Here is a 13,396-nt window from a genome sequence, read left to right on the forward strand (position 1 = left end):
CTCCGATGGCATTTCTAAAAAGACTCCAACTTCGATTTTACGTGCATGCATCGCGACATTGACGACATGTGATGTGGATCATTGACGACACATGATGTGGATCTATTTATCGGAATAATTCCAGCAAACTCCGATTCATCTTTATGATGCATCGCACAATTTTTTTTCATCGAACTCGGAACAACCCACATCCAAACTGCGTAACCAACACAACGACGAGTTTCCTGATTCCATGGCAGCGAGATCCCGTCGTAATCGAGCATTAGGGGGAAACTCATGTTCCGTCAGAAAGCACTCGTCCTCGTTCTCACTGCCGCCTGCTCGTCCACGATGCTCTACGCTGCGCCGTTCGGCAGCATCTTCCACAAAGATAAGAGCACCGCGACGGCAAGCAATAGCGCAGCGGATGTCACGGTCGATTTCAACAACACCGCGGAATATCCACGCCAGATCAAAGTGGGCTCGAAGGTCAAAACCCTCGCTTCGCACAAGGTCACGCATCTCGCCATCCCGGCCGGAACGACTGTCACCGTCTACAGCAGCATGAAGACTCATAACCCCGGTGACGTTCTTGTGGTCGTGGACGCGAGCCACCCCAACCAGACTATCAACGTCGACTAAGCTTCTGCTCACTCGGCCCCGCGTCTCCGAAACCCCAATCCTGATGGGCGTAGCTCGTACTTTGCCTTAACTCGTACTTTGCCTTAAAACGTCCGGCCTGCGAGAAGTTCTCCGCATGCTAACGCTAAACCGCGCTCCTCGCGCGTACGGGCGGCCTCGTCTCTCAAACATCGCCACACCAACGTATCCAGACGTATCAACAGGAGTGTCCTTATGATTCGCCGTTCACTTTTTGTCGCGCCGATCGCCTTAGCTTGCTTGGTTGCATCGCAGGCTGTGTATGCTTCACCGATCAACATCATCGCTCCAGCCAACGCCATGTTCGCTCGATCGAAGACAGTGAAGTTTCAGCTTCACAACGGTTCCTCTTCACCGATGGAACTTAAGGCCGGCGATAAAATCGTAACGCTGAAGGCGGGCGAGACCATTCGCCTCGACCTGGCTGCCGGCACACGAATCGTCACCAACTCGGCATCCGCTACTCACCCCGCCGGAACCCTTGTGCTTGAAGTTTCAACCGGGTTCGACGGTTCGACCGTTACCCTTAACTAATTTTCTTCATGGTATTTTCATCAGGGCAGGTAGCCTTTCCCTGCCCTTCCTCATCACTCCAGCCTTTGTAATTTATCGTTCGCTCGCTTGCGGACGATATGCTGGAAGCATGTCCATCCACAATATTGCCGTCTTCTGTGCCTCAGCCAGCGGTGCCGACCCTGCCTATCAAAAAGCTGCCGACGATCTGGGCGAAGCTCTGGCCGCGCACGATATCGGTGTCATCTATGGTGGAGCCAAGGTAGGTCTCATGTGCGCTGTTGCAGAATCTGCGTTGACACATGGAGGACGCGTCGTTGGCGTCATTCCCGAGGTGCTCGTCGATCTCGAAGTAGCGCACCACGGCGTCACCGAATTACACGTCGTTGACACCATGCACACGCGCAAAGCGCTGATGGGCGAGAAATCCGATGCGTTCATTATCATGCCCGGCGGCTTTGGAACACTCGAAGAGATGTTTGAAGTGCTTGCCTGGCAAACACTCAAGCTGCACAACAAGCCGATCGTCCTGTTGAATATCAACGGTTTCTACAACCAGCTGCTGAGCTTTCTCGACCACGCTGTCGCTGAGGGAATGCTGAAGCAGAAGAGCCACCAGATCCTACTCGTCGCCAACAGTGTCGAAGAAGCGCTCGTTGCCCTGAACATCGAATAATAGACTCTATAAATTTCCTCAATGCGCGCGGTTATCGCCTATTCCTTGCGTTTAATGAGCTATATCTCGAAGATAAATATGTATTTGAAATACATATTTAAAAGGGAGAAAAATTTATGCTCCAACAACACAAGGAAATCGTTCAGGCTACCGTCCCCGTTCTTCAGCAGCATGGCGAGACGATTACCACGGAGTTCTACCGCACGCTCTTCGAGGAAAATCCCTCGCTCTTCAACATCTTCAATCCCGCAAACCAGCAGAACGGCGGCCAGGCGCGCAGCCTCGCGGCCTCCATTCTTGCCTATGCGGCCCACATCGATAAGCTCGATCAGCTTGGCGGCATGGTCAATCGCATCACGCACAAACATGCCAGCCTCGAAGTGCAGCCCGAACACTATCCCATCGTCGGCGACCATCTGCTGCGCGCCATCCGCACCGTGCTTGGCGAGGCGGCTACGCCTGCAGTGATCGACGCCTGGGGCGCAGCGTATGGCCAGCTCGCGGAGATCATGACCGGCGTGGAGCAGAAGCTCTACACCGAAGGCCGCGAGCAGCCCGGCGGATGGGCCGGATACGCTCCGCTCAGGGTCGAGCGCAAGGTAGTGGAGAGCGAGACCATCACGTCGTTCCATCTTGCATCGCCCACAGGCGCGCCGCTGCCTTCGTTTCTGCCGGGACAGTATCTTGCTGTCAAAGCGCAGGTTCCCGACTCCGCCTTCACGCAGACCCGCCAGTACAGTCTCTCGCAGGCTGCCAACGGCACCACTTACCGCATCAGCGTCAAGCGCGAATCCGCACCGCCGCACATTGCGGCAGCGGAGAACGGGCTCATCTCCAATCATCTTCACCGATCGGTACACGAGGGCGACACCATCCTGGCGCATGTGCCGCAAGGCGACTTCGTCCTGCGCGACAACAGCAAGCCAGTCGTGCTACTCAGTGGAGGCGTCGGCATCACTCCGGCCATCTGCATGGCCGAGCACCTTGCACGCAACTCCAACTCGCGCCCTGTACTCTTTGTTCATGCCACCACGCAGCGCAGGCATCATGCCTTCCGCGACGAGGTTCGCGCGCTTGCCGCTGCCTATCCCCATACCCGCGCTCTGGTCTACTACGAGAAGGTCTCGCCTGCCGACGTGCAGGGCCGTGACTACGATCTTGAAGGCCGTATCACGATCGACTCACTTCGCCCACATCTTTTTGAGCAGGCAACGGATTACTACTACTGTGGCCCCGTTGGCTTCATGGCAGCCGTCGAAAACGTTCTCGATGAGCTGAACGTTCCGCTCTCCGACCGTTATAGTGAAGCATTCGCTCCTGATCCGTCTTTCGTGACGGAGCTGGCGAACGCCTAAACTATCGGAGCTGCTTTTTTCATGCACATCAACCGTTTTTCCGACCTGGCCCTGCGGCTGCTGATGTACCTCAGCAGCCGCCCCGAGCCGATGCAGGCCACGGTCACCGTCCGCGCCGCGGCTGTTATGTTTAACGTTCCCTACGACCATCTGGTGAAGGTGGCGTATCAACTAGGACAGCAGGGCTTTCTCATCACCACCAAAGGAGCAGGCGGAGGATTGCGCCTGGCGCGCGCCGCCGAGTCGATCTCGGTCGGCGAAATTCTGCGCGTCGTCGAACCGGGAGACTCCGTCGTCGACTGCCACTCGCAGCCCTGCCCCCTTGCCGGAGCCTGTCTGCTTAAGGGCGCGCTCGATAGCGCCTACGCCGCCTTCCTCGACAAGCTCGACGAATACTCGCTCGCCGCAGTCGCACGCACACCGCGTCTGCAAAAGCTGGTCTACCTCAAGCCACAGGTCAAGAGCGTCAGCCCTTCGCCGCGCACTCCGCGCACTGGCAAACGCGCCGCAGGTAATCCCACGAGTAAATCCCGGACTCGTGCCCGTCGTTCCACTTAAATTTCAACGCATACTTGCCTACTGGAGTCACTTCGATCGGCCGCGCAGGCGCTTCGTACATCGCGAGCAGCACCTGTGCCTTGGGCTTGGCCACACCCGGCTTACGCCCGCTCTTTTCGCGCTCTTCGTGACAGGTCGCGCAGGGGCAGGCATTGCGCAGCCACACAAAGTTCCAGGCGCTGTGGTGACCATCCTTCCAGTCGATCTCGACGCCCGTTCCCTCGGTCTTCATCACGCGCACTTTTTTCGGAGTGACGGCGTCCGCGTGCAATTGTTTTTCTTCAGCCGCCTCACGCAGGGCCTCGTCCGCACTCACAATCCGAATTCCTTCGTGGCTCATACCCCTTTTACCTCCTTCAGTGCGTCGCGATCGAAGCGCAGCTTAAACATCAGGATGCTCATCGCGAGCACAAATGTCACGGCATTGGCTACGATCACCGGCTTGGAATGTACCAGCACACCGTATGCCAGCCACAACGCCGTTCCTACCGAGAAGATCAGGAACATACCCAGCGAGATCTCACGTGCCGAGCGCAGCCGCACCACGCGGATCAACTGCGGCAGAAACGATAGCGTGGTGCACGTAGCTGCAACGTAGCCGATAAAGTCGATGGTATTCTGCTGCATTTTAGTGCTGCCTCCAGAAGAAATAGGCCGAAATAACGCATCCTGTGATTACCACGATCATACGCAGAACCTCGGGGTTCATGCGCCGCGCATAGCGAGCGCCGATATACCCTCCCATGGCGGCAAACACCATCGAGATCAGGCAATAGTGCCACAGCACCGCTCCACGCACGATAAAGGTGATAATGGCCACAAAGTTCGACAGACAGGCGGCTACGATCTTCATGGCATTGAGGGAGTGCATCTCCTCTACCCCAAACAAAGCCAACACGGTCATCACCAGAAATCCGCCACCGGCGCCGAAGTATCCGATGTAGAAGCAGATCGGAAACAACGAGCAAAACAACAGCAGGTACTGCGGAGGGCGTTCCGCATGAGGCACTGCAGAGCGTGCGCGCAGCCAGCGCGATACCGGCCCGCTGATACCGAAGATCACCGCTCCCATCAACAACAGCCACGGAATGAGATAGAGAAACGTGACCTGCCGCGTCCTCAACAAGACCTCTGCGCCGGTCAACCCTCCAAGAACTGAAGCGAGCACGACAACCGGCAGCAAGTCTTTGCGTACATCCGACTTCAACGTCGCCAGCGAGGTCAACTGCCCCGGCCACAGAGCCACCGTGTTCGTCGCATTCGCCTGAACCGGCAGCACTCCCATCGACAGCATCGCCGGAAACGACAAAAACGAGCCGCCGCCCGCCATCGCATTCATGACGCCAGCGATCGACGAGGCTGTGACCAGCCACAGATAGTGCCAATGCGAGCTAAAACCGGAGAGCATCCATCTTCAATTGTATTTGCTGGCTATGTCTCCGCTCGGCGAAGTCGTTACTCAACAAAGACGGGTATCTCCGGCGTAGCTGCAATCAGCCCGCGGGTGTACTCGTGCCGCGGAGACTCGCAGACCTGCTCGCAGTCCCCATATTCCACCAGCCGTCCTCGCTGCATCACCGCAACCCGGTCGCACAGATACCGCACCAGCGGCATCGAATGCGAGATGAACAGATAAGTGAGCCCATACTTTCTCTGCAACTCGCGCAGCAGGTTCACTACCTGCGCCCCCACCGAAACATCCAGCGCGCTGACCGGCTCGTCCAGCACCAGAAACTCAGGCCGCAGCGCCAACGCACGCGCAATATTGACGCGCTGCCGCTGTCCACCGCTGAACTCGTGCGGATACCGTTCGAGCACAGAAGCATCCAGCCCGACCTGGTGCAACATCTCTGCCAAATGCTCCGTCGAAGCAGACGCCTGCTCGCCATGGATCGCGAATGGCTCTGCCAAAATTTGCCTGACGGTCATGCGCGGATTCAGTGCAGCATAAGGGTCCTGAAAGACGATCTGCATCCGCCGTCGCATCGCCCGCAGCTCATGGGCTCCGGCCGCAAGCAGATCCACGCCGTCGTACTCGATGCTCCCCGCCGTAGTCTCAATCAGGCGCAGCAACATTCTCGCCACCGTGCTCTTGCCTGAACCGGACTCACCAACCAGCCCCATCGTCTCGCCCCGGTGAATCGCAAGCGAGACATCGTCGACCACGCGCACCGAGTCGCCACCACGCGCATACTCTTTCACCAGCCCTCGCGCCTCCACCAGCACCGCAGCATCCGTCGACATAGCCGGATGGTAGCATCGAAATTCAGGAGCGTGCTCAGCGCAATGACGATATCCCCCATCTCCCTCGCCGGAAAAACCGCCCTCGTTACGGGAGCCAGCTCCGGGCTGGGCTGGGCAACTGCGGTGGCGCTTGCCCACCATGGAGCGAACATCGTCGTTACCGCCCGCCGCGAAGAGCGCCTCCGCCAGCTCTGCGCAGAGATCGAGTCTACCGGCACAAAGGCCGTCTTCTTTGCCGGAGACGCCGCCGCAGAAGCCACCGCGCAACAAACCATCGCGCTCGCCGTCGCTACCTTCGGCCACCTCGATATCCTCATCAACAACGCCGGAGCAGGAAACTACAAGAACCTCATCGACACCTCAGCCGAGGAGTACGACGCCCTGATGAATGCCAATGTAAGGTCAGGCTTCCTCTTCTCCCGCCACGCGGTCCCGCACATGATCGAGCAGAAGCAAGGCACAATCCTCTTCATCTCGTCCGTCTCCGGTTTACAGGGTGTCGCTGGCGAAGCCGTCTACTCTGCCAGCAAATTCGCTCAGGTAGGCTTCGCGCAGTCGCTCGACGCCGAGCTTCGCAAACACGGCATCAAGGTAGGAGTCATCTGCCCCGGAGGCATGAAAACCGAGTTTGCCGTAGGCCACGGCCGCACCGAAGACTACGTTCGTAGCTCGCACATGATGGAGCCGCACGAAGTCGCCGAAGCCATCGTCTTCGCCTGCCTCCAGCCCCCCAACCTGCGCATCCCGCAGATGACCGTCCGCCACATGGGCTGATTTCGCCAACGAGCGGCAAATTTTTCTCGTTTCTATTTTTTATAATCAAGTCATGTCGAAGCGTGAATTTCAGACCGAAGTCAGTCAACTCCTCCAGCTCATCATCCACTCTCTCTACTCGCATCCAGAGATATTCCTCCGCGAGCTCATCTCCAACTCCTCCGATGCGCTTGATAAGCTGCGCCACCTGACACTTGTCGACGACACCTACAAAGCGCTCCCTTTCACTCCTCGTATCGACCTCGAGCTCGATGAAGAAAAAGGCACCCTCACCATCGCCGACACCGGCATCGGCATGAACGAGGAAGACCTCGTCTCCCACCTCGGCACCATCGCCCGCTCTGGAACGAAGAACTTCCTCGCCCAGCTCTCCGGCGACGCAAAGAAAGACTCCAATCTCATCGGCCAGTTCGGCGTAGGCTTCTACAGCGCCTTCATGGTCGCCGACCGCATCGAAGTCGTCTCCCGCAAGGCAGGTGAAGAGCAGGCCTGGCGCTGGGTGAGCGACGGCAAGACCGGCTTCGAGATCGAACCCGCCGAGCGCTCCGTCGCTGGCACCACGATCCTTCTTCACTTCAACGAAGAAGGCAAGCAATACGCCAATAGCTGGCGTCTGCGGGAGATCGTCAAGAAGTACTCCAACCACATCGCCTTCCCCATCTTCCTGACCTACGACAAGAGCGAGTGGAACGAAGCCGAAAAGAAGTCGGAGAAGGTCCGTACCACCGAGCAGGTCAACGCCGCCAGCGCCCTCTGGCGTCGCCCCAAAAACGAGCTCACCGACGAGGATTACAAAGAGCTGTACAAATCCATCTCCGGCGATTCGCAGGACCCACTCTTCTGGTTCCACACCCGCGCAGAAGGAACACTGGACTACACTACGCTCTTCTACATCCCTGCAAAGGCCCCGCTCGATCTCTACCAGGCCGAATACAAGGTCGGCGTAAAGCTCTATGTAAAGCGCGTCTTCATCATGGACGATGCCCGGGAGCTTCTCCCCCAGTATCTGCGCTTCGTTCGCGGCATCATCGACAGCGAAGACCTCCCTCTCAACGTCAGCCGCGAGATTCTCCAGCAGAACCGCGTGCTCACCAGCATCCGTACCGCCAGCGTCAAAAAGATCCTCTCCGAACTGAAGAACGTCGCATCCTCTCAGCCCGAAAAGTATCTGGAGTTCATCACCCAGTACAACCGTCCGCTCAAAGAAGGCCTCTACAGCGACTACGCCAACCGCGAGACGCTGCTCGACCTCATTCGCTTCAAGACAACCAAGGCAGATGGCCTCACCAGCCTCGCTGAGATCAAGTCGCGCATGAAGGAAGGTCAGAAGAGCATCTACTACATCACCGGCGGCTCCGAATCCTTGCTGCGGACATCGCCTCTGCTCGAGATCTACAAGAAGAAAGACCTCGAAGTTCTCATCCTCGACGACGATGTCGATGAGATCGTCTTCTCCGGTGTCGACAAGTACGGCGACATCGACCTCAAGGCCGTTAACAAGGCATCGACCGGCGATGACCTGAAGGACGAAGCTGAACCCGAGACAGATAAAGCCGAAGCATTGAAGCCTCTACTCGACAAGCTGAAGGCCACACTCGGAGACCGCGTCAAAGATGTGCGCGCCTCTGTGCGTCTCGCCGACAGCCCCTCCTGCATCGTCTCCGACGAGGATGACCCCTCGCTGCAGATGCAGCAGATGCTGCGTGCCATGGGGCAGAAAGACATCCCTGCACCCAAGCCCACGCTCGAGATCAACCCTGATCACGAGATCGTCAAGAAGCTGCTTGCGCGTTCCGACGACGCAGTCACACAGGATGCAGCGTGGATGCTCTTCGATCAGGCACTGCTGATGGAAGGCGTTACCTTGCAGGACCCCGCCGCCTTCGTCCAGCGCCTCAACCGTGTCCTGAATCTATCGATATAAAAATAAGCAAGACTAAAGAAGGGGCTGCGCACACACGCAGCCCCTTCTATTCCGCGTGGGAAGTCAAGATCCCAGGCGCAATGGTTAGATGGGGAGTTCCCGGACTCTCTGTCCGCGTTTCAGTACCGCGAAATGCGCTTCCGTCGATTCTCCTGCCCTGCCCGATTATGTAACCCCGGTTCTCAGCAAGGAAATCTCGCTCTCGGCGTGATTGGTGCGCCTTTGTTGAAAACGATGAAGGTAGAGGTAGATAACAGGCGTAATGTAGAGGGTCAGCGATTGCGAAAGCAGGAGCCCTCCGACGACCGCTATGCCAAGGGGGCGGCGCGCTTCGCCGCTTACACCTCTTCCGAAGACGATCGGAAGTGCACCAAGAAGCGCGGCCATGGTGGTCATCATGATCGGACGAAAGCGTTGCAGGCAACCCTGATAGATGGCGGCCGCGGGGCTAAGACCAGAGTTACGTTCGGCATCGAGCGCAAAATCTACGATCATGATTGCGTTCTTCTTCACAATGCCAATCAGCAGAATCACGCCCAGGAATGAGTAGAGGTTCAGGTCTTCGCCGCATGCCAGCAGAATTAGCAGAGCGCCAATAGCCGCCGATGGCAGGCCGGACAAGATCGTGATTGGATGGATGAAGCTCTCGTAGAGCACTCCAAGGACCAGATAGATCACAAGGACCGCAATCACCAGCAGAACTCCGAGACCTTTGAGCGAGCTCTGGAACTGCGCTGCAGTACCTTGAAACGCGAAGCTGATCGTCGCCGGCATCCCGATCTCTTCGGCAGCTCTGCGAACAATCTCGGTTGCGGCGCTGAGTGAGACTCCAGGCTTGAGATCGAAATCAAAAGTAACTGCGGGAAATTGGCCTATGTGGTTAACAGTTAATGGCGCAACTGTCTGGGTAAGCGTTGTAACCGCAGCGAGCGGTACCAGCCGCCCGCTGTTTGATCGGATGTACAAGTCGGCCAGCGCTGCAGGATCTCGTTGATACTGTCGCTCGACCTCCAGAATCACGTCATAGCGTTCAGAAGACAACGTGATCGTATTGGCGCGCCGGTTTCCGTAGGCATCGTAAAGGGTATTGGCAATCTTTTCTGGGTCGACATCGAGCGACATAGCGAGATCACGGCGGATGTCGACGTTCACCCGCGGGGCGCTCATCTGCAAGTCGCTCGAGACGTGCACCAATTCCGGAAGGGCCTGCATCTTTGCCTTCAGAAGCGGCGCCCAGCGGTACAACTCTTCTGCGTCGGGACTCTCAATCGAAGCCGAGTATTGCGAACGGCCTTCATTTTGGCCTAGGTCGACGTAGTCACCGGGACGCATATAGACATTGAGTCCGGGGATTTTGTCCAGCCGTTTCTGCAGATCGGCAATGATCGTTTTAACATTTGGCCTGCGTTTGTCTGAAACGAGATTGACCCAGAACCATCCGACATTTTGCGATCCGACACCCGACAGATTGCTTTGCATCCCTGGAACTGTCGCCAAAATTTTGTTTACTTCCTCGCCATAAGCAACCATGCGGTTGAAGGAATTGTCCTGAGCAGCTTCCAGGGTCCCCTGAAAGTTCGGGACATCTACCGCGGGCAGAAAGCTCTTGGGTACGATGAAGAAGAGATACAAGGTGAGGGCGGTCATGGCGATACTGACGAGAATGGTCGATCGCCTATGACGCAAAACGGTATCGAGCGAACGACGATAAGCCTCCTGCACATTCGCATAGAAGCTTTCTGTATGCTGCTGGAACCAATTAGACATTGTCTCCCGCGAGCTGAGGAAGCGACTACAAAGCATCGGTGTGAGTGTCAGGGCAGTAAGACCGGAGAGCAATATCGATACGGAGATCGTCACTGCGAACTCGCGGAGCAAACGCCCTAGAACTCCGTTGAGAAAGACGATGGGCAGAAAGACTGCGACCAGCGAGAGTGTCATCGAAATAATTGTGAAGCCAACCTCATTGGCGCCGTCGAGCGCAGCTTGCATAGGTATCTTGCCCATCTCGCGATGACGCACAATGTTCTCGATCATGACAATGGCATCGTCGACAATGAAGCCCACCGAGAGAGTGATCGCCATCATCGAAAACATATCTACGGAATAGCCGAGCAACCGCATCACAAGGAACGATCCGAGGATCGATACAGGAATGGTTGCGCTGGCGATGATTGTTGAAGAGACCGTCCCCAAAAATAAAAATATGACCAGCACCACGAGACCGATTGTGATGATAAGGGTACGGTTGACCTCAGAGATAGAATCGCGAACCAGGTCGGCATCGTCGGCGACTTTTCCGAAGGAGACTCCAGGAGGCATGGAGTTACGCAGCGACAGGATGACCGCTTTTACTTTGTCGGCGACTTCAATCGTATTGGCGCCCGGTTGTTTGCGCACTGCCAAGATAATGCTTCGTCGCCCATTGATCCAGAATCGGCTTCTGTCATTCCTTGAACTATTGAAGACGTTGGCAACCTGATTGAGACGGATGGGAGAGCCGTCGCGATAGGCAACAACCATTTGGGAATATTCCCCGGCTGAGCTGAGCTGGCTATTGGCCTGCAGCGAGAAGTCTTTGTTGTCGCCATATAATGTGCCCGATGGCAGGTTGGCGCTGTTGCTAGTCAGCGCTGTACGAAGCTGCTCTAGATCGAGCCCGTAAGCTGCCAGTCTTGCCGGGTCGGCCTGCACCCGAATTGCAGGTGCTTCGGGACCATACACCTCGACCTGGGAGACCCCGCTCACCATGGAGACGCGCTTGGCGAAGACCTGGTTGGCGTATTTTTCGAAATCGTCAAGCGCAATAGTCTTCGAGGACATTTCGAGCCACAGAATGGGGTTTTGTGCCGGATTCACTTTCGAATAGGAAGGCGGAGAGGGCATGCTGGCCGGCAGCGTGCCGGCAGCACGCGAGATCGCGGCCTGGACATCCTGCGCAGCCGCATCCACACCTCGGTTCAGGTCGAATTGCAATGTAATATTGGTTTCGCCCAACTGGCTGGTGGAGGTCATGTGCTCGATGCCGGGGATGGTTGAGAACTCGCTCTCAAGCGGAGTAGCAACCGTCGATCCCATGGCGTCGGGATTCGCGCCGGGAAGCTCGGCCTGGACGCGGATGGTCGGATACTCGACCTCGGGCAGGTTACTGACGGGCAGCGACCAATAACTCAAAATCCCGAAGCCGGCGATGGCCGCGATCAGCAGCGTGGTAGTGGTCGCGCGATGGATGAAAAAATCGGTAAAGCGCATAGACTAGCACCTTGCGTTACATTGGCGACATATGCCCTCACGGGGTGAGAGTCGGGTTTGAGTGGGATAGCTTAGTGCCCGGCGTACTCAGGAGCGTGACGGTCACACCATCTGTTAGCCGGAGCTGCCCCTCAGTCACCACCATGTCGCCGGACTTGATGCCGCTGCCGATGATTGCTTGTTCGGGGCCGCTTGACGGCCTGTAAGTGCGCAGGACGGTGACGGACGCAGTGGAAGCCGAGCCGGACTGGATTAGCCAGACGTATTTGCCGTCCAGGCTATCCTGAACTGAAGACTCCGGGACCACCGTTCTGCCGGTTTCCATGCCTAGTTGCAGGCGCACGTTAACGAACTCGCCTGGCCAGAGTGCATTGTTGGTATTCGGAAAAATAGCTTTGAGTCTGATCGTGCCAGTGGTTGCATCTACAGTGTTATCGATGAACACGAGATGACCACCCCTCACCAGGCCATCGGCGCTTTCGGAGCCGCTGACGTTGGTCGAGTCAGTGCTTGCGTCCACCGTAAGCTGTCCTGCCGCATTGAGACGCCGAACCTCGGCCAAACTCTGCTCGGGAATCCCGAAGGTGATGTAGATAGGAGCCAACTGCCGTAGAGTCACGAGAGTGGTATCGTTGTCTCGCACCATGTTGCCCGCCTTCACCATTACCGCTCCAGCCCGCCCGCTGATGGGAGCGACGACATCGGTGAAGCGAAGTTGCAGCTGGGTCTCGGCAAGGCGCGCGCGGTCGGCCTTGGTGGAACCGGCAGCAGCCTCGACTGCTGACTGATCGGCGTGCAGGGCCGCTTGAGATGTGTCGCTGGTGGTAATCAGCTGGCTTACGCGCTGTCTGGAGATCACTCCCAGCGTTCCGAGTTGCCGTGCGACATCGGCCTCCGACTGACTCTGTTTTTCTGCCGCCGCATCCCGCGCGACCACGGCACGCGCCTGCTGCTCCATCGCGGCATCGCGTTCCAGATTGGCCTGCTCTTCCCCCATCTGACGTTCAAGCGTCTCGCGATCAATACTGAACAGAAGCTGGCCCTTGCTTACGCTCTGTCCTTCCGCGAAGGCGACGCGATTGATCTGCCCTGCAATGCGCGACTTCACATCGACGCTGTCAATCGCTTCGACATTACCGACGGCCTCAATTTCCAGAGGAACGTCTTCTCGAACTGCACGGACAGCGCGAACCGGTATGGCCTCGGTTGCCGTAGTGTTTGTCTTGGCCGCCACGCGAGTGCAGGATGTCAATGGAAGACAGAACAGTGCTGCGAGCCATGCCAATGGGAAAAACGGCAAAATTCCGCGGAGCTTCACCATCGCAACACCTCAGGGTCAGCATCTGCGTCTTTTTCGCGCGCAGCCATCGACATGCAGCCGAAGTGGATCTAAATGCAGCGAGGGCCTGAAAATAAGCAGCCGACGCAAACTACTCGAACCACGGCTGGCATTTAGCATTC

13 protein-coding genes are annotated in these 13,396 nt (G+C 57.2%); 7 read left to right on the plus strand and 6 right to left on the minus strand.

Going from position 1 to position 13,396, the window contains the following annotated elements; translation table 11 throughout:
- The first annotated feature begins 276 nt into the window (after positions 1–276).
- The 5 genes from IEW09_RS01305 to IEW09_RS01325 all read left to right on the plus strand — a co-directional run bounded on the left by IEW09_RS01305 (position 277) and on the right by IEW09_RS01325 (position 3,741).
- The gene (locus tag IEW09_RS01305; protein ID WP_188552356.1) at positions 277–621 is read left to right on the plus strand and encodes a hypothetical protein; all 345 of its coding nucleotides are present in this window, start codon (positions 277–279) and stop codon (positions 619–621) included.
- 213 nt (positions 622–834) lie between these two features.
- Complete coding sequence (locus IEW09_RS01310) at positions 835–1,173, plus strand: hypothetical protein (protein WP_188552357.1); 339 nt, start codon at positions 835–837, stop codon at positions 1,171–1,173.
- Between the two features lie 109 nt (positions 1,174–1,282).
- The gene (locus IEW09_RS01315) at positions 1,283–1,828 is read left to right on the plus strand and encodes an LOG family protein (RefSeq protein ID WP_188552358.1); all 546 of its coding nucleotides are present in this window, start codon (positions 1,283–1,285) and stop codon (positions 1,826–1,828) included.
- Positions 1,829–1,944: 116 nt separating this feature from the next.
- Positions 1,945–3,183 carry an NO-inducible flavohemoprotein gene (gene hmpA / locus IEW09_RS01320; RefSeq protein WP_188552359.1) on the plus strand — a complete coding sequence of 413 codons (1,239 nt, stop codon included), beginning with the start codon at positions 1,945–1,947 and terminating at the stop codon, positions 3,181–3,183.
- A gap of 21 nt (positions 3,184–3,204) precedes the next feature.
- Complete coding sequence (locus IEW09_RS01325; RefSeq protein WP_188552360.1) at positions 3,205–3,741, plus strand: RrF2 family transcriptional regulator; 537 nt, start codon at positions 3,205–3,207, stop codon at positions 3,739–3,741.
- Here the strand turns inward: IEW09_RS01325 and IEW09_RS01330 are convergent.
- Genes IEW09_RS01330 through IEW09_RS01345 form a run of 4 tightly spaced genes read right to left on the minus strand, consistent with a single transcriptional unit; the run spans position 3,650 to position 5,985 of the window.
- Entirely contained in the window at positions 3,650–4,081 is a 432-nt protein-coding gene (locus IEW09_RS01330; RefSeq protein ID WP_188552361.1) for a DUF971 domain-containing protein, read from the minus strand. The genes IEW09_RS01325 and IEW09_RS01330 overlap by 92 nt on opposite strands.
- On the minus strand, positions 4,078–4,368 hold the full coding sequence (locus IEW09_RS01335; RefSeq protein ID WP_188552362.1) for a SemiSWEET transporter: 291 nt from the start codon (positions 4,366–4,368) through the stop codon (positions 4,078–4,080). The genes IEW09_RS01330 and IEW09_RS01335 overlap by 4 nt, the downstream gene beginning before the upstream one ends.
- Before the next feature lies 1 nt (position 4,369).
- Positions 4,370–5,149, minus strand: a complete 780-nt coding sequence (locus IEW09_RS01340) for a sulfite exporter TauE/SafE family protein (protein WP_188552363.1) — start codon at positions 5,147–5,149, stop codon at positions 4,370–4,372.
- 47 nt (positions 5,150–5,196) lie between these two features.
- Complete coding sequence (locus tag IEW09_RS01345; RefSeq protein WP_188552364.1) at positions 5,197–5,985, minus strand: ATP-binding cassette domain-containing protein; 789 nt, start codon at positions 5,983–5,985, stop codon at positions 5,197–5,199.
- A gap of 42 nt (positions 5,986–6,027) precedes the next feature.
- Here IEW09_RS01345 and IEW09_RS01350 point away from each other — a divergent pair, with 42 nt between their 5' ends.
- Both IEW09_RS01350 and htpG read left to right on the plus strand, forming a co-directional pair.
- Complete coding sequence (locus IEW09_RS01350) at positions 6,028–6,759, plus strand: SDR family oxidoreductase (protein WP_188552365.1); 732 nt, start codon at positions 6,028–6,030, stop codon at positions 6,757–6,759.
- 52 nt (positions 6,760–6,811) lie between these two features.
- Positions 6,812–8,683: a molecular chaperone HtpG gene (gene htpG / locus IEW09_RS01355; protein ID WP_188552366.1), complete on the plus strand. Its 1,872-nt coding sequence runs from the start codon at positions 6,812–6,814 to the stop codon at positions 8,681–8,683.
- Between the two features lie 165 nt (positions 8,684–8,848).
- Here the strand turns inward: htpG and IEW09_RS01360 are convergent, their stop codons facing one another.
- Positions 8,849–11,935, minus strand: coding sequence for an efflux RND transporter permease subunit (locus IEW09_RS01360; protein WP_188552367.1), 3,087 nt, complete (start codon positions 11,933–11,935; stop codon positions 8,849–8,851).
- Between the two features lie 37 nt (positions 11,936–11,972).
- Entirely contained in the window at positions 11,973–13,256 is a 1,284-nt protein-coding gene (locus tag IEW09_RS01365; RefSeq protein ID WP_188552368.1) for an efflux RND transporter periplasmic adaptor subunit, read from the minus strand.
- Between the last annotated feature and the right edge of the window lie 140 nt (positions 13,257–13,396).

It is taken from the genome of Edaphobacter dinghuensis, from assembly GCF_014640335.1.
Classification (GTDB): Bacteria; Acidobacteriota; Terriglobia; order Terriglobales; family Acidobacteriaceae; genus Edaphobacter; species Edaphobacter dinghuensis.